This window comes from Sphingobacterium sp. UBA3519 (assembly GCF_002377215.1).
GTDB lineage: Bacteria > Bacteroidota > Bacteroidia > Sphingobacteriales > Sphingobacteriaceae > Sphingobacterium > Sphingobacterium multivorum.
This window is the reverse complement of record NZ_DFPI01000019.1, coordinates 1-26,030: the sequence shown is the minus strand read 5'-3', so window position 1 is coordinate 26,030 and position 26,030 is coordinate 1. Positions and strand designations below refer to the sequence as shown.

The 26,030-nt window shown below is 41.9% G+C and carries 22 protein-coding genes; 8 read left to right on the top strand and 14 right to left on the bottom strand.

Annotated features, from left to right (window positions below):
* Positions 1–399 precede the first annotated feature (399 nt).
* The 5 genes from B3297_RS09550 to B3297_RS09530 all read left to right on the top strand — a co-directional run bounded on the left by B3297_RS09550 (position 400) and on the right by B3297_RS09530 (position 7,698).
* Positions 400–3,483 (top strand): SusC/RagA family TonB-linked outer membrane protein, encoded by a 3,084-nt coding sequence (locus B3297_RS09550; RefSeq protein WP_286778828.1) that lies wholly within the window; start codon positions 400–402, stop codon positions 3,481–3,483.
* 12 nt (positions 3,484–3,495) lie between these two features.
* Positions 3,496–5,061, top strand: coding sequence for a SusD/RagB family nutrient-binding outer membrane lipoprotein (locus B3297_RS09545; RefSeq protein WP_286735659.1), 1,566 nt, complete (start codon positions 3,496–3,498; stop codon positions 5,059–5,061).
* Positions 5,062–5,079: 18 nt separating this feature from the next.
* Positions 5,080–5,892 carry a DUF4397 domain-containing protein gene (locus B3297_RS09540; protein ID WP_286778827.1) on the top strand — a complete coding sequence of 271 codons (813 nt, stop codon included), beginning with the start codon at positions 5,080–5,082 and terminating at the stop codon, positions 5,890–5,892.
* Between the two features lie 2 nt (positions 5,893–5,894).
* Entirely contained in the window at positions 5,895–6,887 is a 993-nt protein-coding gene (locus tag B3297_RS09535; protein ID WP_286778826.1) for a phosphodiester glycosidase family protein, read from the top strand.
* Between the two features lie 664 nt (positions 6,888–7,551).
* A complete protein-coding gene (locus tag B3297_RS09530; protein ID WP_313234329.1) occupies positions 7,552–7,698 on the top strand; it encodes a hypothetical protein in 147 nt (48 codons plus the stop codon).
* 143 nt (positions 7,699–7,841) lie between these two features.
* Here B3297_RS09530 and B3297_RS09525 read toward each other — a convergent pair whose 3' ends face one another.
* The 10 genes from B3297_RS09525 to B3297_RS09480 form a co-directional block, all read right to left on the bottom strand.
* On the bottom strand, positions 7,842–8,936 hold the full coding sequence (locus B3297_RS09525) for a PAS domain-containing sensor histidine kinase (protein WP_286766759.1): 1,095 nt from the start codon (positions 8,934–8,936) through the stop codon (positions 7,842–7,844).
* A 90-nt stretch (positions 8,937–9,026) separates the two neighbouring features.
* Complete coding sequence (locus tag B3297_RS09520; protein ID WP_286778825.1) at positions 9,027–11,048, bottom strand: glycoside hydrolase domain-containing protein; 2,022 nt, start codon at positions 11,046–11,048, stop codon at positions 9,027–9,029.
* A gap of 516 nt (positions 11,049–11,564) precedes the next feature.
* A complete protein-coding gene (locus tag B3297_RS09515; RefSeq protein WP_286766757.1) occupies positions 11,565–11,843 on the bottom strand; it encodes a hypothetical protein in 279 nt (92 codons plus the stop codon).
* 23 nt (positions 11,844–11,866) lie between these two features.
* The gene (locus B3297_RS09510; RefSeq protein WP_286766756.1) at positions 11,867–12,319 is read right to left on the bottom strand and encodes a DUF5675 family protein; all 453 of its coding nucleotides are present in this window, start codon (positions 12,317–12,319) and stop codon (positions 11,867–11,869) included.
* Between the two features lie 3 nt (positions 12,320–12,322).
* Positions 12,323–12,901: a hypothetical protein gene (locus tag B3297_RS09505; RefSeq protein ID WP_070570023.1), complete on the bottom strand. Its 579-nt coding sequence runs from the start codon at positions 12,899–12,901 to the stop codon at positions 12,323–12,325.
* Positions 12,902–13,214: 313 nt separating this feature from the next.
* Positions 13,215–13,496: a hypothetical protein gene (locus B3297_RS09500; protein WP_286766755.1), complete on the bottom strand. Its 282-nt coding sequence runs from the start codon at positions 13,494–13,496 to the stop codon at positions 13,215–13,217.
* A 66-nt stretch (positions 13,497–13,562) separates the two neighbouring features.
* Positions 13,563–14,336: a LytR/AlgR family response regulator transcription factor gene (locus B3297_RS09495; RefSeq protein ID WP_286778824.1), complete on the bottom strand. Its 774-nt coding sequence runs from the start codon at positions 14,334–14,336 to the stop codon at positions 13,563–13,565.
* A gap of 26 nt (positions 14,337–14,362) precedes the next feature.
* Positions 14,363–15,391: a hypothetical protein gene (locus B3297_RS09490; protein ID WP_286778823.1), complete on the bottom strand. Its 1,029-nt coding sequence runs from the start codon at positions 15,389–15,391 to the stop codon at positions 14,363–14,365.
* Between the two features lie 179 nt (positions 15,392–15,570).
* Positions 15,571–16,494 (bottom strand): hypothetical protein, encoded by a 924-nt coding sequence (locus tag B3297_RS09485; protein ID WP_286778822.1) that lies wholly within the window; start codon positions 16,492–16,494, stop codon positions 15,571–15,573.
* A gap of 84 nt (positions 16,495–16,578) precedes the next feature.
* Positions 16,579–16,707, bottom strand: a complete 129-nt coding sequence (locus B3297_RS09480) for a hypothetical protein (RefSeq protein WP_286766751.1) — start codon at positions 16,705–16,707, stop codon at positions 16,579–16,581.
* A gap of 325 nt (positions 16,708–17,032) precedes the next feature.
* Here B3297_RS09480 and B3297_RS09475 point away from each other — a divergent pair, with 325 nt between their 5' ends.
* Together B3297_RS09475 and B3297_RS09470 are read left to right on the top strand one after the other, a co-directional pair.
* Positions 17,033–18,004, top strand: coding sequence for a helix-turn-helix domain-containing protein (locus B3297_RS09475; RefSeq protein ID WP_286778821.1), 972 nt, complete (start codon positions 17,033–17,035; stop codon positions 18,002–18,004).
* 314 nt (positions 18,005–18,318) lie between these two features.
* Positions 18,319–18,714, top strand: a complete 396-nt coding sequence (locus B3297_RS09470; protein ID WP_286778820.1) for a hypothetical protein — start codon at positions 18,319–18,321, stop codon at positions 18,712–18,714.
* Between the two features lie 65 nt (positions 18,715–18,779).
* Here B3297_RS09470 and B3297_RS09465 read toward each other — a convergent pair whose 3' ends face one another.
* From B3297_RS09465 to B3297_RS09450, 4 genes are all read right to left on the bottom strand, one after another.
* The gene (locus B3297_RS09465) at positions 18,780–20,099 is read right to left on the bottom strand and encodes a RagB/SusD family nutrient uptake outer membrane protein (protein ID WP_286766748.1); all 1,320 of its coding nucleotides are present in this window, start codon (positions 20,097–20,099) and stop codon (positions 18,780–18,782) included.
* Between the two features lie 83 nt (positions 20,100–20,182).
* Positions 20,183–23,329 (bottom strand): SusC/RagA family TonB-linked outer membrane protein, encoded by a 3,147-nt coding sequence (locus B3297_RS09460; RefSeq protein ID WP_286778819.1) that lies wholly within the window; start codon positions 23,327–23,329, stop codon positions 20,183–20,185.
* Positions 23,326–23,940 (bottom strand): TlpA family protein disulfide reductase, encoded by a 615-nt coding sequence (locus B3297_RS09455; protein ID WP_286766746.1) that lies wholly within the window; start codon positions 23,938–23,940, stop codon positions 23,326–23,328. Before B3297_RS09455 ends, B3297_RS09460 begins: the two co-directional genes overlap by 4 nt.
* On the bottom strand, positions 23,937–24,320 hold the full coding sequence (locus tag B3297_RS09450; protein WP_286766745.1) for a hypothetical protein: 384 nt from the start codon (positions 24,318–24,320) through the stop codon (positions 23,937–23,939). The genes B3297_RS09455 and B3297_RS09450 overlap by 4 nt, the downstream gene beginning before the upstream one ends.
* Positions 24,321–25,196: 876 nt before the next feature.
* Here B3297_RS09450 and B3297_RS09445 point away from each other — a divergent pair.
* Positions 25,197–25,682, top strand: coding sequence for a hypothetical protein (locus B3297_RS09445; protein WP_182983091.1), 486 nt, complete (start codon positions 25,197–25,199; stop codon positions 25,680–25,682).
* Positions 25,683–26,030: the final 348 nt, after the last annotated feature.

The following is a 26,030-nucleotide window of genomic DNA, read 5'->3' as shown; positions in this document are numbered from 1 at the left end:
TAAGCAAAACCGGTTTTGCTTAATTCTGCTAATATAGCACATAAATTTTAAAAACAACTATTTTTTATTTTTTTTGGCGAATATTACAGCTTACTCAAGCTTTGCTCCATTAAAAACCAAAAACAATGTAATTTATTGAAGCACTGATCTATAGCTATCAAAAGAGTCTAGACAAAGCATATTTATGCGGTTTTATTCAATAATGTTCGTCTTTAAACGTAAAAAACCGTCAAAAAATTTTAAATATTGCACTTTTATGCTATATTTGGTATAAAACATATACAAACCGATTTCTAACCGCTATGAATTTTTTATGGAATAGCACAGTATTACCTTGCCCAAGCACCAGGTGCATTAGCAAAACAAATTAAACGAAACTAATCAAACAACAATTTTATTATGAAAAGAAGTATGCTCATACTAGTGAGTTTACTGAGTACGTATGGTGTCGCCCTGGCCCAAAAAATCGTTACCGGTAAAGTCTCTACGACAGATGGATCGGCATTAGGCGGTGTAACAGTTCTCGAAAAAGGGAAAAACACCCAATCCATCACCAACAATAGTGGCATCTACAAGATCACGGTACAAGAAAACGCCACCTTAATTTTTAGACATGTCGGTTATAAACAGATCGAAAAAGCTCTTTCCGGCCAGCAGGTCCTCAACGTCAGCCTATCCGAAAACAGTTCCTCTTTGGACGAAGTCGTTGTCACCGCTTTCGGCATCAAGCGTGATCGTAAAACCCTAGGGTATTCGACCCCTATTGTCGCAGGGTCCGATGTATCCGAAACACAGCGTGAATCGTTTTTCCAGGGCCTCCAAGGTCGCGTACCGGGTCTTTCTATCAATAGTACAAGTGGTATGCCGGGTGCATCTGCACAGATCGTACTGCGTGGCTTTGCCTCTATCTCTGGAGACAATAATGCACTCATTGTAGTCGATGGCGTCCCCATCAACAATTCCACATTAAACGAAAATGATCTCGCCAGCAATGGTGCCAATAGGGATCTAGATTATTCTAATCGCGCCATGGATATTAATCCAGAGGACATCGAAACCTATACCATTCTGAAAGGACCCGAAGCTACAGCTCAGTTTGGGAGCCAAGGTGCCGGCGGCGCTATTTTGATCACCACAAAAAGAGGCAAGGCCGGTAAGTTTACAGTCAATTATTCCTTATCTGGACGCGTTGAAACGGTAAATAAATATCCCGAGCGACAATATGTGTATGCACAGGGTACCAATGGTACGTATTCTGGAACTTCTGTCTACGCTATGGGGCCAAAATATCCTGAAGGAGCTACCCTCTACAAAGACAATGTCAACAATTTTTTCCGCACCGGGTATAACCAAAAGCATAACCTCTCCTTTGAAGGTGGTTCTGAAAAAGTGACCTACCGCTGGTCCAACGAATACAGCAACAATACCGGTATTGTACCAAATACAAGCTATAAACGCTTCTCGACCCGTCTCAACGGAACAGCTAAGTTTAACGAAAAGCTTGAATTCAACACCTCTTTCAATTATATCAATACACAGAACGATAAAGCCCGAAAAGGAAATACAGGTTATTTGATTACACTAATGCGCTTCAACCCGCTGTATGATGTACGCGATTGGATTGACGAAAAAGGGAATCGTGTACTCCACAATTCAGATATTTACAACGAGCTCGACAATCCCTTTTGGGATGTATACCGCAATACCGCTAATGATGACGTAAACCGCATTCTGGCTACTTCCAATATAACGTATCGCGCAACGAACTGGCTAAGTCTAAACGGAATCATCGGCATCGACTTCGCCAACACACTGGGCCAAAGCGTTTACCATCCGCAATCCTACTCCGGGTCTGGATCTTCGACCAATGTACGCAATGGATCCATGAATGTGTATCAAGTTAATGGCCGTGTGCTATCAGGATCATTCATGGCTACGGCAAATACAAAAATCGGCCGTGATATCAGCTTTCGGGCAAACTTGGGAACTGAATTTAAAGATTATAATACCCTCACCAACTCACAGTATGGCGAGGACTTTTACGATCCCAACTTTTACAGCATCAACAACACATTCCCGAGTACACGCCTGGCAAGATCTGTTGCCAATAACTTTCGGACAGTTGGATTTTTGGCACAGGCTGGATTTGGATATCTTGACAACCTGCTGTATCTAAATTTAACCGGACGACTGGATGCAGCCTCCCGAATGATGCCCAATAATCCGTATTTTGGCTATCCATCGGCTTCGTTGGCCTTCAATTTTTCAGACTTGTCTTTCTTCAAAAATAAAGTGCAATGGCTCAGCGACGGAAAATACCGCATCTCTGTGGGAACAACGGGAAAAGCGCCCTTTAAAAGCTATTACACGTTATCTAATCTCGAGCCCAAGCTATCCACAGGTGGTGGATTTGCCTATGGTGTGAATGGCGGAAATCCCGATCTGAAAGCCGAAAAAACCCGCGATTTTGAAACAGGACTCGAATTTGGCTTTTTTAAGCGCCGCCTTACATTTGATTTCAGCTATTTTAACCGTTTAAGCACCGGGCAGATCATTCTACCACGACTGAGTTATGGCTCAGGCTTCGTTTTACGGATGATGAACGGCGGTGAAGTCAAGACTTACGGTACCGAATTGCAAGTCAACGTCAACCCGATCAAAAAAACCGATTTCAGTTGGGACATGACCTTTAATTTTACCCAGTACAAAGGAAAAGTACTTTCATTAGCGGAAGAATTGCCCGAACTGTATGATTCTGACACCTGGGTACTGAGCGGCGTAAGGTCTTCGGTCATGCCGGGCTATAGTATCGGTACCTTAACTGGAACACAATTTAAGCGAAACGGTCGCGGAGACATTTTGATAAACCCTCAAACCGGTCTACCCATCGCCGGCACCGACAAATATTATCCTATTGGAGATCGTATTCCTGACTTCACGCTGGGCATTGTCAATAAGTTCAACTACAAAGATTTTTACCTCACCTTCTTATGGGACCTCCGCAAAGGTGGCGATGTGCTCAATGGACTGGATTATAGGCTCTATACCTATGGGCAGTCTGTTAAGACGTTAAATCGGGAAAACCCTCGGGTGATTGAGGGGGTACTCGAGGACGGACTCGAAAATACAGCCAATCCAACAACGAACCGTATTGCGGTAACCCCTTATTCAGCTTCAGCCTACTATATGACCAATATAGAACCGCAGATGTTTATCGAGAAAAACATCTATGCATTTAGACTGCGCGATGTTACGCTCCGCTATGCACTTCCCAAGCATCTCACACAGCGTATTTCGCCACAAACTGCATTAAGTGTATTTTTTACCGCTACCGATCTTTTTCTTTTTACGAATTATACAGGACTTGACCCGGAAAGCAATAGTAATACGGCCGGCCTTGGCGGCATCGGCGGATATGGTATAGATTACGGAAACATGGCTAAGCCAAGAGGCTTCAATTTTGGTCTTAACTTGAGATTTTAGGAGGAATATATCATGAAAACAAAACTTTATATACTCATCTTTTCAGTCCTTGCCGGATTGAGCAGTTGTAAAAAATACCTGGACATCAATGAAAATCCGTCCAATCCGCAGCTAGTCAAAGCCGAATTGCTTCTAGCTCCAATTATCTATCAGATGGCCAATGGTTATGCCAATGACCAACGGCAGATGAACAAATTCAATCAAACCATCTTGGGCGCGAGTACAGACGAATCCTCCCGGATCTGGGAACGTCATGGTTTCCCGCAGCAAAGTGATGTTGGCGGTGTGATGTGGCGTATGGTCTATTTTGATCATGGACTCAACCTGCAGCTGATGATCAACGATGCAATAGTCAATCAAAAATATGAATACGCCGCGATCGGCTATGCCGTAAAGGCCTGGGGCTATCAGATGCTCACCGATTACCACGGCCCGATTATTCTCGATGAAGCCTTGCGTACACAGCAGTTATCTTTCAAATATAATGACCAGCCCGAAGTATATGCTAAAGTACGTGTATGGTGTGACTCGGCTTTATATTATCTGGATCAAAAAAGCCCTGTCGATTATAGTGCCAACCTGAATTCAAAAAAAGGCGATAATCTATTTCGGGGAAATATGGACCGCTGGCGAAAGTTTGTCTACGGCTTAAAAGCACTTCAGTACATTCACTTGGTCAACAAACCCGATTTTAAAGAAAAATATGCCGATTCCATTGCCTATTTTGTGGACCGCTCCTTTGATTCGCCGTCCGATGATGCAGGCGTTAAATTTGACGGTGATAAATCGGAAACAGCCAATGTGGTAAGCTCCAGATTTGGTCTTTACACCACATCTTATTATAACAGGGCAGGCAAGCCGATCGTACGCTACCTCACCGGAGGATTGCGCGGTGAACCCATTGAAAACCCGAAAGTATCGACCGATCCACGTCTTTCGCGCATGTTAATGATCAACAATCCGGTTGACAGCATCTACATCGGCGGCGATCCCAATGTATCCAACACAACAGTTCCAAACATCCTTGGAGACGTCAGTAGCGGCGTGGGCAAATTTATCTTTAGGGACGCAGCTGATTTTCCGTTGATGACCTACGCGCAGCTGCAAATGGTCAAGGCCGAAGCCCTATTTATCAAAGGCGATGCCGCAAAGGCCTATGAAGCATACATCAAAGGAATTTATGCACACATAAACTTCGTCAATAAGTACATCAATACCACCAACGAAAAAGTCATCACTTCTGTTGAAGCAGATAACTATATCAAGGGAGGAGAAATACCCCTCTCTGCTGCTGATTTGACCTTAGCAGACATCATGGGACAAAAGTACATTGTGCAATGGGGCTGGGGAGGTCTTGAACAATGGTGTGATTTAAGAAAATATCATTATAACACGGAAATATTCAAGCAGTTTATTCCATTGGCCGGCAGCCAGCTGACTTACAATGATTATTGTTACCGCGTCCGGCCGCGTTATAATTCGGAGTACGTATGGAACGCTTCAGAGCTTGAACGATGGGGCGCCCTAGAGCCGGAGTATGTGATTAAGCCCACCTGGTTTGTCACTTCAACTTATTAACGGATTAAAGAAAAAATTATGAAGAATTTCAAAAAAATAGTATTTCTTGCTTTAGGTGCATTTGCCCTATATTCTTGCGAGAAGTCCATTCAAGACTTTGGAAAAGTAGAGTTTCTCGCCCCCGATGATGTCATTGTGAAGGTAAATATGGCATCTATCTATCCCGATGACCGCTATATGTATGTCAAATTTGATGACCAGCGCGTCACTTCGCTCATCCGGGGACGTGAACCGTTTCCCGGCGGCGGGTACAACACCCGCGGGGACTCCAGACCCGACTTTTTAAAATGGAAGGCCGGCAATGTGAAAGTACAGGTTGCCCTTCCACATAAAACCGATGATGGACGCGACTCCATTATATTGGCCGAATCATCCGTAAACCTTGGTGCCGGCAAGCGCTATACCCTGCATATTACAGATACAGCGCAGAATACGAAAATGATCTTAAATGAAGAGGATCTTTCGCGACCCGACAGTACACAGGCAAAATACCGATTTACCAATCTGATGCCCAATGTCCCGTCCATTGATCTTTATTATGGCGCTGCAGCAACTGGAAGTGCAACTGCTATTGCTGTCCAAGACTCGCTTGTAGCAAAAGATGTAAAATACCTAGAGACCAGCCCCTACTTTCAACTGAACCGTATTGCGACACGGACATGGAAGATCCGCAAAGCCGGATCACCTGTAACAAATGGTACAGTAATCGCCTCTTATAGCAATGCCGGAGCGATACTTGACCGCAGGTCGTATGTTGTTTATGCCTTAGGCTATGATGGATTTACCAGTACCATCATGAAGCCCTATGTTTCATTTTTCTTAGTTCGATAGATATGGAAAGAAAAACAATTTTTAGTTTTGCCCTGCTATGCATATTCTGTATGGGTATAGCTAATTCGTGCAAACAGAGGGATGATTATCCCTCCTTTGATGATAAGGTCGTAGAAAATCCGATCACAGACACAATCCCCAACGATACACAGATGGAGGCGGTCACCAAAAGGATTATGGAACGGACTGACCTCATCAAAACGTTTTTGGTCGATTCATCCGTCAAAGTAACGGATGGACTTACACGCACCCATATACGTTATCTGAATAAGCTCGATCAACGGGTGAGCTTTCAATTGCTAACAGTAGACCTTTCATCCAAAGCGGTATTCCCTTTAATTATGAGTGCATTTGACGATTATTTATATGTTAGTCAGCCAATTGGCGATATGGCAAAGTATAATGAACCGCGGGCGGGGGGGCAGATTCTATCGGCTATCAATGCCGCTTTAGCTACGACCTACTCTTACATTAAAAATGGTCGGCAGATCAATGTATCGACCAGTAATATAAAAACCAAAGAAAAGACCAGACCTTTCTTTGCCATACGCAAAGATGGCTCGCCTTATATTGGTAATTGTCCCGATACCACCAAGTTTGCTTTTGAGCCTTATGATTTGAATCAATTTAGCGGACTTGTATCCGGGACCAACTGGGTTCGTTACCGAGGTTATAACGTTTTGACTACAGCAGCTATTGTTCAAGCGGTAACAGCCATTGGCCTGTCCGCAGACAATAAAACGATGTATGCCTTGGTTGTTGATGGTGGCGACACAAATTTTTCAGTTGGCATCAGTTTAAATGATGTTTCTGCTTTGATGGGTGCTTTAGGCAGTCATGATGCTTTTGTATTAAACAGTGGCACCACCAGTGTTATGGTCCAGAAGACGATCACCAATGACCAATTCAACCCCGTGGTCTGGAATACAGTATCTAAACCCCTAACGGCAGGCGGATCCGCAAGCATCAGTGGTATTGGATTTGTGAAGCGATAAATCGTTTTTAAAAAATCAGCTACTCTACATACAAGTTGGAGTAGCTGATTAAATCGCTACCCTTCGCCATGCCATCTGCTGAACGTTTAGCCATGCCTTGACCCGTCCTAAAATTATTTTTGCGCATGTACTAGACATAGATGAGCATTTACCTGCGTAAAAAATTCGCTTTAAGACAAAATTTTACATCTTCTAAACGATTACAACCAGATAAAACATCATCATACATTACATTCGAAGTAAAAAAACCAAATAAAACACCTACCCGACACAAATAAGTACACATTTGAACAAAAAAAACACCGAATATTAGTAGAAAACTCAAAAATAAAAGACATAATAAATTAAAATATCCATAAAAACTCCTTTTGATCTAAAAAATTAGCAAAAAAAACAGATTAAATTTGAAAAAGAAATAAAAAATCCATATATTTACATCACCTTAATAGGTTTATAATTGGTTATTTGAAGGTTTTCATTCTCCCCGACTGAAAACCTTTTTTTATTTCACATGTTTCCATCAAAAATGTACTTTTTGAGCACTCTCTACAACAAGATACAATCAATCTCCAGCTGATTACCAGAAATATACCCAAGAACCTCATCCCTATAACATAAATTCTCAATATCTAAATATTTCGGTAGTGATGAATAGCCTTCTGGTATGTTTTTTAGCCTAAAGATGGTTTCCTTCTCGTTGGAGGCGAAAGACCCAGAGAAGGCTGTAAACGGCAAAAAATCCTGGGAGGAAATTAATTTTGCCAGTTGTAAACCTTTGACCGCAGCAATGACGATTTTGACCAAAATATAGACCGGAGCACAAAACACAGATTCTGATGTGGTTAAAAAGCTGACGAGTGTCCCGACAAGGGCAGTCAATGCACTGTACAGTAGTCTTTTGACTGGGCTAAATCAGGAGCATCAAAGCTGCGGTACAAGCGATCGCTAAACGGGTTAACGCGATGAAACCGGAAAAAATAGGCGAACTACGGTACCTTTGTTTAGTTCGCTCGACAAATGAATCGTCCCATCGATATGTTCCATGAGATGTTTGACCAACGCCAGTCCGATTCCCGTTCCAGCAACCTTGGCCGTATTACTCGCCCGTTCATTCGTAAGAAAAACCTTCTGCAACTCATCTCCGGGAATTCCAATGCCATTATCCTCGATATAATATACGACCCCCTTGTCAGCTTTTTCACTGTAAATATGCAAAAAAGCTTCTCCTGATTTTTTTGCATATTTTACGGCATTACCAATGAGATTGATAAAGACCTGATAAACGATTCCACCATCCGTATACAAAGGAAATAGATCTCCTAATACGAATTCCATGTGTTTGTCGGGATATACCAGTTTAATTTCATCAATACAATTGCCTATTTTTTTATCCATTGCCACACACGCAACTTCTTTCTCGGCACGGCGTATCTTGCCAAGCTGCAATGTCTGATTTATAATACTTTCTATATTTTGAATAGATGCCGCAAAGGTTTCAAACCATTTTTTACTTACCTTAACGGAAACACCCACATTTTTACTCAGAAAACTATTCCCAATTTTCAAAACAGACAATGGATTTTTCAGATCATGTGCCAATGTGCTGGCGAGCACGTCCAATTCGCGGCTAAACATAAGCTGCTCTTGCTTTTCTTTCACATTTTTGTAAGCAAGATGCCGGCCCGTTACATCACTTACAGTATGCATAATAGCATAGGTTTTCCCATCCTCGTCAAGCAATGGTCTATATTCAAAATTAAAATATCGCAGTATTTTCGTGCCATCATGAACAATATAAGCGGGTGTATCCTCAGCCTGATAGACAATTCCTGTTTTCCATACATTTTTCAAAATGGATGAAAAACCTTCTTCCTTAAAATTTGGAAAGCATGCACAAAAACTACGCCCCAGGATGGAGCGATCCACACACCAGATATCCAGCATCCCTTGGCTAACAAAAGCAATATTTAGCTCTTTGCTATCAAAAATTGCGATCGCACTAGGGCACTGCTCCAAAACAGACATCAGAAAATTAGCTGCAATTTTCATATACGCTAATATAATTATTTTATTTTTACAGCTGATAAAATAGTGCCAAAATCCTTGCTCCATTTCGAGGAGCTGTTTTAGTGATTAAAACTAGTCGTTGAGATTACTTATCCAGTTATTAGCCACCCCATAATCTGTAGGATTTTCCGTAGATTCAATAGAGAGCGTCCCCCCTTTTTTGAGCTCATCGTGTGTTATCCATAAACGCCCTAAATCCTTACCATTGAGCAGGATTGATTTAATATAACGCTTTTTGTCACTCGCATTCGGCACCTCAATGACCAGCGGATTTGAACCATTACCTAGAATAATCCGTTCAAAAAAAGGTACGCTAACATAGAAAATAGGCTCACCGATCAAGGGTTGTTGCAATCCGATGGCCGAAAGTACCCACCAGCTGGACATCGCGCCGGCATCGTCGTCCATCGTCCGCACAAAAGCCTTGGGCTCATTTTTATAAATCCGATCGATATGTGCTCCGATTCCTCGGCTATTGTCGTTGAAATAATATTGAATGGTGGTATCCAAAGCGATGCGATGTATCCATTCTTGATAACGCCAAGGCGACTTGCTCGCATTATACAAAGTCAGTGATTGCATGTCCGGTTCATTTGCCCTGTTGAAATAATAGCCGTCATAAAATTCATCTAGTTCCCGCAGAAAGTCTTCCTCGCCACCTGCGAGCTGCTTTAATCCAGCGACATCGAAGGGTACATTCCATCGATATTGCCTGATTGTGCCTTGATACATATCACGCGCAGACATACGATCTACATCCCGTTTTGTCAGATCTTTAAAATCTTTATTCCAAATAGTTCGATATGACTTTGCCCGTCCCAGGTAGGTCTTGCGCTCCTGCGGAAAAAGTTTGGCCATTGCCCACATATCATAACATGCTTCAAGGTATTTGTCCGGTTTCTTAAAATCAAAGCGGGCGGTATCACCTACCAAGGAGTCTCTAATACCAGCAAGATCAACCTCATATCCCTTTCTGACCGCATCCAGCAGGATCACTGCGGCATGCTCTGTCCGGACTGAATTGGCAGGTTCATGCGGGCCAGCAAAATCATATTTCCCATAACGATAAAGGTCGGCTATAGACGTGATGATGCCTTGATACATATGGGGATCTAGCAATTCCAGAAGTGGTAATTGTGTTTTGTAATTGTCCCAGATGGCCCAGCCGTGGTAACGTTTCTCTTTTGAACGATGCATTTTTCCGTCTGTTCCCCAAAAATCGCCCTGCGAGTTGCTGATACTATAGGGAGATTGCAAACTGCGATATAGTAAGGAATAAAAAAGATCTACTTTATCCGGATCGCCCTTTACTTTGAGCCCTGAAAGGGAATTTTTCCAGCGATCAGCCGCGCGTTTTTTTATGGTCTCAAAATCTAGCTTAGCGTATGCTGAGATCGCCATTTTTGCATCATTTTTACTCACAGCCGAAAAAGCGATATTAATATCTGCGACTAAAGCTTCCTCTTTTAGATCCACCCATATCTTATTTCCTTCTTTTCGCCATCCCCTGGCTTTAGGAATCTCCAACGCATAATAAATAGTATAGACACCAACATGGCAGGTCGTTTTCGCACGCATTTTACCTACAAGGAGATTACCCGCTTGAATAAATTCATTGTCAACAAAAGCGCCATTGAAAGCATGTTCCAAATCAATAAAAAAACCTTTTCTCCCCGCGGGAAAGCGATAGTGTTCCCGGCCAAAATCATTATCAACAGCGACTTCAACTTGAATGCCTTCTGCTGTATTTACCGTATAATAACCCGGGCTGGCCTGCTCAATGACTTTATTCAAAGGTTTTGTATCATTTTCTATAAATGGTTTAATCAGGATCAATCCTCCACTGCCCATACAGCCCACCCCCTCCAGGCGATTGTGGGTAAACCCCTTAATTTCCTTGGCCAGATACTCGTATCCTGTATGCGTTGTAGGATTAGTATAAGGTACGATACTCAATTGGTGAAAAGGAGAGGACGCTGCCGGCGAAAGCTGGCCATGGTCACCGGAAGATCCTAAGAAGACATTCACGCGTTCGGTTTGCGCTCCAGCAGCAGCTGAGTAACAGAGGAGCAAAGTAAGCAGCAGCTTTTTCATGTAAAGTCTATTAATTTTTTAATTCTGCTTTCAAGCAGTATAATCCGATTAAACAAATCCCGATTTAATTACTAAAGCACTTTGAAACCAGTTCTTTATGCCGCACTTTTGAGACTAGCTAACGGGATAGCTAAACATATGCAAGCAAAAATACGATCTTTCTTATTCTTTTTTAGTGTACTGCTAATGAATTTCCAATTTAATAGTGCAGCTGCACAATCCCTGCAGTTGGACAGCTCATCTCAAATTGCATTTATTTTCCTACTTAACGTATAACTGTTAAGAAGGACTAACGAATATAAACGACCTACATCTACTACATATAAAACCCTGCTCCCAAAAAGAAGCAGGGCTTTTAAGTTCTATTTCTTCCTGAACATACGATGTAACAACCGGCTCAACAAAAAGCTGACGAGTGTCCCGACAAGGGCAGTTAATGCACTGTACAGTAGTCCTCCTATTGAAAACGATGCCCAGACGCCACAAATAGAGCCGCCAATGGTAGAAAGTTTAACATCACTCCAGCGCATCCGTCCCCCCTTCCTTAAGAATTCCGGCAACTGTTTTCTTATCCTTATCCCGATCAACCTCCTGTCGGCTGTTATCCGGCACGTCCGCAGAAAAAGCTTTGTCCCCTGTCACTGATTCGTCCTTATCTTTTTCTAGGACAGATTCTACAATACCAAGCCCGAGCGCGATATATTTAGCGATATTCAACGCCTTATTTGGCAACTTAACAGGCGCCAGCAGGATCACCTGTAGGACCTTTGTAATTTTATCTATGATTTTTTTCATATTTCGTTTGTATTTAACTCGCGTTAGGCTGTAAACTTGTTCTCGATCGTTAAGGTGACTTGCCCCATTTTTACCTGTTCAATAATTGTCTCATACAACTGTTTATAGGCTTCGGCCGACTGATAGACACCCCAATCGTCATTACTTTTATGAAAATAGGTTCCGACCAGCAGGCAGCCTTCCGTATCTTCATGCGTATTGCCGATATGAATATAAACGAGACTGAAATTGGGGATAGCACTAATTTCGATCATCCCCTCGTGCATATCCGGAAAGCGCTTTTTGTAAGCGGTATTCATCCCGCCCTTCCTGTTGATCCCGAGTTTGTAGGTTCCCGCAGGAATAGCTGTCCGGCCTTTTATCTTTACATCGCGCACGGTGTCTTCAAGACCATAACACTGGAAAGTTCCGTTGATGTAGAGTTCGGACAGGGTACTCTTATTCCCCTGCCGAACACGTTTGAGTGTCAGTTCCATACGTTACGGATTGCCATATACTAATTCATAGGTATATTCATGCCCGGGCGTATCCGTTAGGGTTACCCGGTACTTCGCGTTTTCGAAATTCGAATTATCGGCCTGCACCTGGTACATCCAGGATACCCCTTGTCCGTCCATGTCCTGCGCCATCCCTACTTCCAGTTCCAAGTCATTTGCATCGAAAATTCCGACCTGTACTTTCACCACCTTCATCACATCCTTTACCATAAATAAAATCTGATCCATGGCATTGCCTTGGTATCCACTATCGTCCCAACGACGAATGACCGGTGCCGTAAAGTAATCTTTAAAGGCTACATTGAAGGCGGTCTGGTTGATATTAGCCTTGGCCTGATAGGCCGCCTTTAGGTCAGGATCCTGTATCGCCGTACGAGCGTATAACGAAGCATCCATAAAGCGATTTTGTACATCAAGCTGTTTAACTGTGGGTGCTTTTTTATTTTGAAAAGTCGGTCTGCGGGCGATGATTGTCTGATCGCCACGTTGCCGAAATACGAGCATCTTGCCTACTGTCCCTGATGCTCCCTCCATGACGACATTACCTTTTGATTTTGCCATTACTTGTGTTTTTAATGTTAAATAATCTGTTGACTGTCACAACAAAGGGCGCCCATCATTGCGTTGACGATACAAATATGCACTCGAAAGCAAGCGATGTCAATAGCTACAGCTAACTGCGGTGAAATACGGTAGAATACGATGGAAAACGGTTAAATACGACACCTGCACATGGGTTATCCTTGAGCTTAACAAGGGCTAAGGTAGGGTGATCGTTTAGTCGAGGTAGTGTGTTTCTTGTGTCAAGCTAGAGTGAAGCGTAAAATTGCCCAGATCCGGCACTTCTAAAATCCGGGCAATTGTCTCTTCCACGCTACTTGTACTTTTTGGGATTTGCCTTAATATAGGCAATGATTTCATTTTTAAAGTAATAATCCTTACCGTCCAGATTGTAGCCCGGGAGCTGGGGTTTGATCTGCCCCAATTTGGTATCCCTGATATGCAGTAATTCTTTTATATCGGTATTATCCAATAGTTCGGACGTTGAATTGATCAGGTTTTGGCTTACCTGGCGCGCTTCCTTGGCGATCACCTGCACCGCCTGTACGAGCGCGCGTAGTTCGGATCTTACTTCTTCAAAAAATTTTTCCATCATCTTAGTTTATTTTGACTATCATTCGGTTTATTAATTCAGTTTAATTCATCCCTACTATCCGTCTGCTCATTCGATCACGTGCAGCTTCTGCCGGAGTTCCTTGATATAGCTGCGGGTCACGGCGAACGAGCGCTGAGGGCCCTCGCTCATCACAATTTTACGCTTCAAAAAGGAAACAATAAAGTTCATATTGACTAGGGTCGATTGATCCACCTGAACAAATTCGGTTGCCGGTAGAAAATCAACAATCTCTTTTATGGTCTTTTTTGCCTTTCGCGGCACTGGTTTGCCAAACCCATCCAATCTCATATTTCTTTCGAAAAAAGCCAGCTCATTGTCCCCTTTCACTTTCTGCACGAAGTAAATATCACTGAACTGTACCCTTTGACACATTTTATCGGTCATTTCGATAAAGGCGAATTCAGGCTGTGGCACACATTTAAGATTGATCGGAACAGCCAAACGGCGAAACGCATTTTCTAGCGCTCTGTAGACCATCGGAAACGTAGCCGGTTTGGGCATAAAGTCCGCCGCATCCAAATGATAAGAGCGCAGCGAAAACGCTTCATGCTCTGTCACAAATACGACCTCAGGTCTTTTCTTGGCATCGATAGACTGGTAAAGATCCATTCCATTGAGCAAGGTATCGTCGGCCCTTTGGTCCAGCACAACATCCATAAAAATTACATCATACTTGCCGGAGTTGATTTTCCGTAAGGCATCTTTTTTATTATCCGCCACATCGATAAGGAGGTCCAAATCTGTTTCTTCTAAAAGAGTTTTTAATTTTTCAGCATCAGGTCGAAAATCTTCAACGATAAGAATAGGGATTATTGGCATATGGCATTATTTTATAAAATACTCAGTTAAATCGCTTTTCGGTAGTTTTGGAGCAGCGTAAGCTGGACGCTGAAAATAGTATTTTGTTCGCGATATTCAATCCGATATGTTCCGGGCAATACCGCATCAAATAATTCCTGCAGCAACTTATTGCCCACCCCAGTATGTCCCGGTGAGCGCTTGCCGCTGACATAATTGATCATCTGGAAATGCAACTGACCATCTACCCGCGTCCATTCCATGATAATTTGACCCTGTGCTCCCCGAGGACTATAGTTCAGGGCATTTTCAAACCACGAGAGCATGGATGCAGCAATGATAGAGCGGCTCCAATCGGTCGCAAAGAGGACTTCTTCCCCCTTAAATAGCATCAGGCGGTCTGTAAAACAGGAAGCCATCACCTTGAGCTGCTTCCATTCTTCGGCAATAGCTACTTTGACTTTCCGGTTTGCCGTCACTGCAATGATGTATCGAAATAGTTCCAGTGTATCGTTTCGGTGCAGCAATTTGTTATGCTGCACGATCTTGATCCATTCTTTCACGAAATGCTTAGAGAGACGTCCCGCCAGCCTGCCGGCATCCAATTCCATGGTGAGCAATTGAAACCTTAGCCAATAGGAACAATTTCTAAAAACGCTGTGTACAATTAAGGCTGTCCCCAGTACCAATAAATTGCCTACCATGATCCGATTGTGGAATTGCATCAAATGATAATCCGTCAGTTTTCCGGCAAATGAAATGCCGTGAGCAGGAAGCCACGAGTAGGTATAATCCACCCAGAAATCTATACTCAGGTATTGCCAGCAGCCCAGCACAAGCAGTATGACCAGTTTAAGATAAATAGAACTTAACTGCAATAAATTTACCGCCAGCCAATACATCGCGAATGAAAACAAGTATGGTCCGGTTAAGGCCAACAGATGTCGCATGGTCAATCGATGCCAAACCTGAATATTCAATTTGAACAGCAGCAGCAGCAAGAATCCTGTTCCGATAAAAAATAAGATGTATCTCCGCGTGAAAAACTGGGTTATTTTGGTCCGTCTATCTTCCATTATATCCTATTTTAAACGTTGGCTAAATTGTTTTTTCTATAATTGGTGTACTTTGAACACTTAAATTACAAAAAACAAAGCGTAAAGAATAAATTAATTAAAAATAATATTTCGTCAAAAGGAAACACCATCCCTATCAAGAAATTATACATCAACTCACTTACTTCATTTCATAATTTTTACCCTTTTAGCAAATTACCCGTTTTTAGTTCGAAAAATTGACGATTTTTCACGTCGAAAAAAAAGGCACGTTCTTGTAAATATATAGGCATTACCCACGTGAGTGCATCTTGTGAAACGACCTTTCTCTCTTTAAGATCCGGATGATAAAAATGAATCAAGGGCCAGTTTTCCCATGCTGTCCATTCCTTCATGACAATGCGGTTTATCGCCCTGTTTAATTTTCCCTTGAACCTCTTCATAAACCCATCAGGTTGCTCCGCTCTTTTACAGCGCAGCCCTTTTGATAAAGCCAGATTCCACAGGCCATTGTTCTCATTTTTTTCCATCAGCAGAAAAGAGAGGGGAATATGAAACCGGAAGGCAAGCTCGGCGATACTCGCGTGGAAATACAGTCCACTAGCTGCGACGGGGACCTTAAGCAAAGATCGGGTCCCTTTAGCAGCCAAGCGATTCACCCCTTCGTCCGCGTCAAGGTATACCAGCACCAAACGCTTTTCATTTAGGTCCGAAAGTATATTTTTGAGCACTGTACGTCTTGAAGCATCGATATAGCGCAGGCTATCTGCTTCGAAATTGTTTAGCTGCATCAGGAGTTCAGTCTCTTTTTGTTCCTTTTTAATGATACCGGGCGAAGCTAGTACAGAGATTTTATAGCCTGCCGCAAGCAGATAGCGCGGTATCAGACGGTATGGGCCATAATGGAAAGAGATGAAAATCCCGCTAAGATCAGTTGGAAGCATTTCAAGACAAGAGGCGTCCAGCATTCGGTCCAGTTGGACGGGTTGCAGCATCTTGGCAAAAGACTTTCGGTAAGCGCTCCATCTCAGGTAATTTATTTCAAGATCTTCTACCGTAAATTCCGGAAAAAAATTCCATACGTTGGCAAACCAAAACGGTTTGGTCAATTGATTATTGTTCATTTAAATTGTGGTCTAGAAAAATTAGGTTATTATTCAATCAGTGAACAGCATCGCCTTCCGACGGAAAGCGATGCTGAATTAGCGTTAAGGTATTTCTACCCAGCATTTTTCATCGTCAACGACATCTCCCATTTCCGGAAATAGCTGCATCATCTGAGGCAAAGTTAACCCCAGTTCGACGATCTGATCACTTGTCTGTATATTGTCGTTCATGTTTGAATTGAATTAAACATCGGCCTGCAACGATACGGGTCAGGCCACTCCCGCTGGCTGTACAGCACTAAAATTGTATTAGCTAACGATCAAATGTGGCTGAAATCTTTCAAAAAAAGGAAAAGAATGATAGGTTACAAAAAAAGAAGGCATATTGACAATGACTGACGAAGGAACAGAAAAAGAGGTCAGATATCCTTGTTTTTGTGCATGATTTCCTCAGAAATAGGTCATCTATCATTTTTTTAGGTATTTCTCAGTCCTCGATTTTACTTTTATAAACATGGATTGAGCCCTTTATAAAACCCGATTGACTGTATATCCAATGATCAAAACTTTTCATTTTATATTGCCCGAGGTGCCCCAGTTTTCCAGACAAGTAAGAGCATTTTTGCCCAAGCTTCCCGATTCACAGTTACAGCGCTATGAGGATGCGAGCATCCAATTGCTAGAAGAATATATTGATTACCATAGCGTCATATTTTATCGCGTGCAGGCCCACGTGCAAAGAACGCTTCAATTGTCCCTGCAAACCGATAAATCCGATTATCATCTGCTGTATAATAGGTATTCCGTTTCGACCATTAACATAGAACATTCAGCAAATAATAGTCACGTGCAGTTGCCTTCTGGATATGATACTTATGCCTACATTCCCAAAGGGAAGATGCAAATTCTTCTGATGCAGGGAGAATATTTGATCTACGGAGTTCTGGTCGATATAGGGTATATACGATCAGCCATATTTAAAGAAGACCATTTCCTCTTTAAATTCAGTACAGCACATCTACGCGACAAAAAGCGACTTTACCAAAGTGTAATATGGCCAATCAAAGAAAAGACAAGCTATCAGCTTTCTAGAATTGAAGAGCATTTTTTCAATTATCATAAAGACAATGAAGCTATGGCTGTAAAACTTGTCTATGACCTATTTGATATCGCCATTTATAAAAATTTTGAACACTATGAAAAGATAGATCCCGATCAATTCCTAGCCGAAAGGGCCGAACAAATGATCCGGGATCAGGTGATGCAGACATTTAGCACTTGTTCGATACAGGCTATTGCCGACCAGCTACAGATTGACATTAGTAAATTGGATAAGTTGTACAAAACCGTCTATGGTGAGACTCCCAGACAGACCTGGAACACGCTTATAATTCAAAAAGCAAAAGATCTACTTCTTGCAGGGCATTCGGTCAAGGAAGTTTCAAACTATTGCGGCTATGGGTCCCAGCAGAATTTTTCAGTTTTTTTTCGGAAACAGACGGGCATCTGCCCGAGCGCTTATAAATAAACAAACATTCCTATCCATCCCACCATATTTGGCATTTGCCCCTGAAATTAGACCTCTCGTCCCAAAAATGAGCGCTACCATTCAGTAATAGAAATACAACCTCAAAGAAGAGACCGGGCGCCATCGCACAAAAAATCATACGACGAGCTCCCCAAAAGTCATACATCTTAAGCTGATCACTGCAGTAACTTTGGTATAAGATAACAGATCGGAGGACAGGGAGATGCCCAGCCGGTCAATAGGAAACACCTCCACGGCCGATCCAGGAGGATAATAAGGATAAGCGACAAGGATAAACTTAAACACATAAAAAAATGAAAAAAATTGCAAAACGAAGCATTGGCGCCATGAGTATTGGTGTGATGACATTTGGAATCGTACTAGGCGTAAATGCGTTGACAAAAAAAACTGAACTTAAAATAGAGAAAACCGAACCTGAACTTAAAGAATGGCATTTCGATGGGGCGACCAACCCTTCGAACAATGATGTTAGCGATGCCACACAATATTCAGAAGGTAAAAGTTCAACATGCCCGGGTCTAGCACAAACGGCTTGTAACTTAAATGCTCCCGAGACAAGTCCAAGCTCAGGTGTTATAGATCTTAATTATATGGTACCAGGAACAAGTCAAACTGTCCAGCAACGTATCCAATCAGCCATTTCATCAAGTACACCAAATGAGACCGTTGAATCCTTTCGTGCCAATTAGTGAGAACAAATGATCGAAACGTTTGTAAACAGGGCTGTCCAAATTACGTGGATAGCCCTGATTCTTTAAAGTGGATTCTGCTGCATACCGGAAAGCTGGACTACATCCTCTGGGAGCTGAAATGTGAATCGCTGGTCATTAGCAGGCAACTGAAAAGTCTTCTCCCCCCCTTCAAAAGAAAGATTTCTCTTTAAATCTTTTTTAAAACGCTGATCAAAATTTAGCCTTCTAATATCGGTCCAGCGCAATCCCCTAAATAAAAGTTCTTTCCGTCGCTCGTCGAGTATATAGCGTAAGATTGCATCCTGTCCATGTATTGTTTCAGGAAAGGTAAAACCATTGCGATACCTTTTATCCAGTAACAATTTCAATGTTGCTTTAGCCAATTCAAGCTGACCTTGTCGGGCCAGACATTCAGCTTTGATGAGATAAAGCTCATCTGTTGCAATACCATTAAAAAAGACCGAATTATAAAATCCGACATAGCTACCTTTGAAAGCAGCAGTTCCGTCCGATTTAAGGTTAAAAAATAAGAGTTTTCGGAGGTCGTCATCCAAATAGCTGCGATATAATGCCGTATCAACATTCGCAATACTTGGGTCTATTGCAAAGACCGTCGCATTATAACTTAAAAATATCGTCTCCGGGTTCAAGATCTCAAAAGGAGTCGCACTTTGAAAACTTCTATCCTTATAATCCATAAGAGCAGCATTTAAAGTGAGTGCACGGTCTGAGTAAACAAACGATTTGTCGTAAGCCCCCATCGTTAAGTAAAGTCGTCCAAGCATCGCCAAGCTAGCCAATTTAGAAGGTCGCATCGCAATTTCGGCCCGGTCCGGCAACAGTTCGACAGACGCCAGCAAATCTTTCTCTATTTGGACATAGGTTTCTTCTAGAGTAGACCTAAACGATCTTTCTTCAAAGTCCGGAGACAGTCTTAATGCCAATCCCAGATTCATCCTATTATGTTCGGCATCGCCACCTTTATAAGCTGGACAGTATACCTGAGCCAATTGATAAAAAGCATACGCACGAAAAAAAAGCGCTGCTCCTTTGATAGAGTTATACGTTTCCTTATTGCGGTCATCCATTTTCTTTAATTGGTCCAATACCGTATTGGCATTAAAAACTACGCGGTATATATTGGAGTAATTCATATTTCTTTCCGCTATTGTGAAGTAAGCATAGGGCTGCCAAGTATAAGCATGCTTTTCTAACTCGGAGAGCGCATTATAGGAAGCACCAGAAATATAAAAATCATCTGTGCCCACTTCTGCCAATCCAGACCCCATATACACATTCATTATATTATTGTTATCCAGCAAAGCTTGTAAAGCGGACAACGAATTGGGAATCACTAATGAGCTTTCCGCCTTTTTATCCAAAAATTTATTACAGGATAGCAAAAATAGCATTGACACACAACAGCATATAGCCCTTGCAATTCTTGACCAACAACATATCATTTTCATTTTTGTAAGTTTAAATTAATACCTATTGCATAAATACGACTGGGTGGCGTAGCAAAATAATCTGGGTCCAACCCTTTTTTATTGGCCCGCCATAATATCCCCACATTATTGACCGATGCCGTCAAACGCACGGGAAGCTTACTAAGACCATAGCTCAGTTGGATGTCTTGCAGCCTGATTACATCCCCTTTTAAGACATTCGCTTCGGAGTACCGGTAAAACCGGTCCCGATTCGCATCTCCGGGATAGATCATAGATGGTACAGTCGTCCACTGTTCGTCGCCAGGCTGCTGCCATCGGTCGTAATAATCGCTATGACCACCCATGGTGATGGAAGTGCCCGCATAGCTCACTGTATTTTTCTTAAAGTAATATCCAAATTTGTAGTTAATCGAGAAAGTCACTGATAATGATTTCCATGCAATCAAACCTCTAAAAAAGCCATAACATTTAGGCAGTGCATTTCCATAATACCTCATATACTGGAGCGAATCGTTCATCATTTTGGCATAGGATTTAGAAAGATCACCATGTAGATAACCCTGCGGGTCGCCATTTTCAGGATCTAACCCCGCAAATCGGTAAGCAAAAATAGGATACATCTCTTTTCCGATAATCGGATTAATTATTCCGCCATTATTTTCTACATATACGGAAGAAGAATATAGTGCTCCTTTATAATCTTTGACTACACTACTAGACTTAGAAAGTCCTACCGTCGCACGCCATTGCAGCCGGCTTGACCCCAAAGATGAAATTTCGATTTTGGCATCGAAACCTTTACCCCTGATTTTACCGATGTTGCGTTGTACCTCTGCAAATCCTGTCGTCGGATCGATCTGATCCGGTGCTATCAGATCAAGAGACCATTTGTCGTACCATTCGAATGATCCTGAAATTCTATTCTTAAGAATAGTGAAATCTACTCCATTATTCCAGGTCCGCACCTCTTCCCACTTTAAGTTGGGGTTCGGCGGAATGGAGATAATTCCAAAGGGATAATTTGTATAATTAGCGGCACTAGAATAGGTCATGATTGGATCACGTGTTGCGCCTACGCTGATATTACCGCTTGTACCATAAGTACTTCGAATACGCAGGCTATTCAACCATGTGTAGCTTTTCAGGAATGACTCCTTTGATAAATTCCAGGCTACTCCCGCTGACCACAGTGGATTCCAGCGCTCGTTGGTCACTACGCCAAACTTGTTACTGCCATCCTTACGCATGGATGCGGTTACGATATATTTCCCTCTATATGCATACGCCGCATTCCCATATATAGATATAAATCGTTGCACACCCGAGCTATTCGATCCACTATAGGGGATATAAGCATTATTATACAAATTATCATACGTTGGATAAGCATTGACATAGTCCACTTTCTTCACGGTCAGCACATCCGTATCCAGTCCATAATTACGGTACGAGTTGCCCTGCGATTGGCGGTCGCTCCATTCAGATCCGATGAGGAAGTTTAGTTTGTGAGTATCATTCCAGTTTTTATCATAATTTAGCTGTGCCCGTACACGATGCCCGATCATCTCACTGTATGATCGGTCCTCAATAGCACCTTTGGGAACAATATACTTTACCGTTCCATCCTGAGCCACCTGCGTAAATTTATTGATGATATCACGAGCAAAGAAACTATTTTCCCCGTATAGCGCCCGCCCTTTGGACTTTTGGGATTCAAGTCCATAAATTAGCTGCATATTTAACCCTCCTATCAGTTTGTATGTTGTGGTTAGATTTGCGGCCATATGAGCAATATTGCCCCGAGATTGACTCTGTGCAAGATCATCATAAGGATTTAGTCTCCAGTCCATCAGTTTACTTCCAGCCAGGCTCTTTACGTAGTCTGGGTTTAATAAATAAGGCAGTGTGATACCATTGCCACTATCGTCAAAAAGTCTTGTATATGGATAAGTGACGTAATTACTTATTCCGAGTGAAGACCTCAAAGTCTTGGTGGCGTAAGAAAGATCCGCCTGGATTTGCAGGCGGCTTCCAATCCGAAAAACATTATTCTGTCTCAAGCTTATGCGGTCATCACTTTTCATTAACTCATTTGCTAGGGATCTATCCCATCCAACGGAAAGACTATGGTCAGATCGTGGTGAGCCACTATTTATACGCAGGTAATGCTGCTGTAGGCCGCCCCAGCGAAAAAACCGTTCCCTGTCTTTACGCACATCCTGATCCCTCAGGCCATCGATATACTGCATTGCTGACTCATGAGAAATAACGCCTGTCTTGGCTTTTTGCAGCATGTTGACTACTGGCGATGGAATAATCTTTCTTAGTGAAAGCGGATTAGTAAAGAGATTATTATAATACCCCTTATCAAATAGCATCATTTCCACATCGATGGCGTCGGTAGCTTTTACGACCGGCGTATAATAAAGATCTTCAGGGGCCTGAAGAGTCCAATTGGAAGAAAAGGTGGCCTGAAACCCATTACTTGCTTTTTTCGTAGTGATCACGATAACACCATTGCCGGCTCTAGCTCCCCAGATCGAAGTGGCAGCCGCATCTTTGAGCAAGGTGACAGATTCGACATCATTAGGGTTAATCTGATCCAGAGAGCCTTCATATGGAAAATTGTCTACGACAATCAATGGCGCTATGCTAGCCCCTGAAAACGAATTTAGACCACGAATATTCAGTTGTGCATTTTTAGTTCGATTATCAAACTGTAATCCCGTCGCCGTTCCATCCAATTGACCTAGTATTGACGTCGACACCCTTCTCCTGAGCAATTCACCATTCAGTTGTTCGAAAGAGCCGGTAGCCCTTTCTCGTGGCAGTTTTTGAAAACCGTCACTATACACCACTGCTTCTTCCAACTGTATAAGGTTTCTTTTCAGCACAATATTCAGGGCTTCGTCTCTTGTCACCAACAAGGTATCCGGCCTATACCCCAGCTTATTGCTATTGATCAGTAGGGGCAACTTTAAAACAGCGCATGAAAAAAAACCAGTATTGTCAGTGGTCGCTAATAATTTGTTTTTGCCATTTCGTATTATAACTTGGGGGATGGGGTCCCCTGCTTCATTCCGGACCTTACCTGACAAAGTTATTTGGCCGTATAAATTACTCGCACATAGTACAATTAACACGATAAGTAACGATTTCATTTCTTCGCTCCTTTCCTTCTAGCGATCAGCGCTTCAAGCTGGTTTTCGTTTAGAAAGTCAGACGTTGATGTGGCCCCTAGGCGCCCAAAATCATCCAGCCAGACAAAAATCGGCACCGCCTGATGAGGAAACAGCTGTTTTAAATAACTACCTAAAACTATTGAGGGCGTTTTCGTACGATATTTAGCATACTTTTCACCAATAAAGATATCAGCCACCTTTACCGTATCATTATCATAACTATTGACGAGCAAAAAATTTATCTTATCGCCATAGCGCTCTTTAAAACGGTCAAGTTTAGAAAAATTGGGCATACAGGAAGTACACCAAGTTGCCCAAAAGTCCAGAATCAGCGGTTTGCCACGATATTTTTCGAGAGTTTGACGGGTATATTTTCCGTTCTCAAAGATCATGAACTCGTGCGACCAAAACTCTTCTGGCACCCTAAATCCTAGCATGACAGGCTGGGCAATATTAAGCCCATTGGCCCCGCTGTCCTTGCGGGGCGTTTGGGCAGATAAACTAAACATAGAAACCAAACACAGCAGCATCGCTCGTGCTCGTTTGCTTTTAAAAGCCTTGTATAAATTATATAGTATTGTTTTCATCATCTTAAGGTTTTAGGTTGGTCAATGGATTGAAAAAAATCGTTGATTTTTTTGGTCAGTCTGATTTCCTCCAGATTCGCTTCCAGAGCTGACAGTCTAATTTGGCCCGTATCTAAATGGCGGCTATGCGTCAGGAAATAGGCTATTAGCGCGCGCAAAATATCCGACAAAAACAACGTTTGCTGTAGAGCTTCTAATTTGCTTTCGGTAGCTTCGCCGAGGGTTTTGCATTTGAGATCCAATGCATAGAGGTTTTCGCGTATCGTGACTAGCGAATAATGATCCCAAAGGTTTTCGATACATTTCAATGGATCGTAACTGTCTTCATGGATCTCATAGAATGGCCTGTCGAGATGCAGGAGATCTTCATAAATGGCTTTCATGTGTTTAGTTTTTAGCTGTGACCATAGCACATAGCATTCCCTATCCGACCGAAATCAGCTTTTTTGTGGGAACCTGAATGGGTTCAGGTCACAGCGGTTAAAAAATAAGAAATAGGTTATCGGGCGCGGTGCAGGACAGTTACACCTAATTTGATAGAGACGATACCGCGTCCGTTGGTAAAATAAAAAACCGACCTTTTTTATAGAATTTCTATAACAGTATTTTTCTCAAATCTTTGCTTTTGAAATCGGAAACCCTTACTTTTAAAGTGCGAAGATAAAAGAGATGAGGGCTGTTCAATTTTAGAGCGTGGATCTAAAAAAATAGGCCGGCAAAATCAACAATTGGTATGCTATAATAAGCCCATTACGGCTTTTATATCCATTCGATACCCAGGGGCTATCGGCCATTGTTAATTTTAAGCTTTTAAGGAGCTATTCTGGTGGGCAGTATTTGTTCTTGATGAGCAGTGATACTGCAAGCTGACGAAGCTGATTCTTAATCTGCCGCCATTCTGTTGTGGTTAATGACTCTTTTTGTCTCATAATTTACTAGTTGGATTATCAATAAGAGTCTCAAAGGGGAAGTAAGACGCAAGCATCTATAAATATAAAAGAGGCAAGCCCCACTATCTTCCACTAAATACGAGGTACGACGAATACCCATGACACAGTTTCCAATAGGGGAGCTTGCCCCTTCCTTTTGCGAAAATACAAAAAGCACAGGGGGTTCGCAAACCCTACGTCTCGCGTCATTGAAATTTCGTCGTTTTCGTATTCGAGACTAAATCAGATCAACTGATTATAAGACAAATATAAATATAAAAATCAATATTAGTCCCATTTGAGACTTTTTATTTTAAAAAACAAATAAAAATGACTGAATATCAATCAAATAAACTCGAAGAATTCTCCAAATATATTTTATCCATACTTAAGAAAAAGATTAAAAATAAATCTGAATTAAAAAATAAATCTAAAGAAATATCAAATCTTCTTAGTGAGAGCTCTCCCAAACTAGACGGCAGAATCTTTCATAAGACCTTGATTTTTTTAGGAGAAGATATTGATACTTTCTGTAATAATTATTTTAGAAAACATGAGGGCCATATTTTAGCGAGTCTAAAAAAGAATGAAAACTTATTTCACGATTTGATCAATCCTTATATAAATAGCCAGAATCAAATTAGTGATAGCTCTAAAATTATTGCGAAGAGATTTAATAGACTTTTCTCAGGAGAACTTAATGAACTATATGCGGATGAAATATATGGCCTTTCTAAAGCTCTAGCGTGTAAACCAAGTCAACTCTTCGACTACTTCTATCGCGATGGCGAGCGACCAATAATTGGGTTAAGCTAAGCCAGCTCAAAAAATGGAGAAGCAGACATAAAAAAATATTTTTATTTTTCCAATTCCAAAAAATTATTTCTATATTAGATCAGCCGGTTGAAATATACCAACATCTAGCGAAGCGCCTTATTTATTAGGGCGCTTTACTACTAAAAGAGTCAACCCCATCTACATAAAAACAGATTTTTTTCATAATATATTTAGTTTATAAAAGGTACTCCTCTCGCATCACTTGATGAATGGGGAGTTTTTTTTACAACTACTCTATCATTAAAATGAAAAGCCACTCCCTTCCGGAAATGGCTCAAAATAAATACAACGTAGCCGTATTTGATGGATCAAGCAGACTTCTTGGGG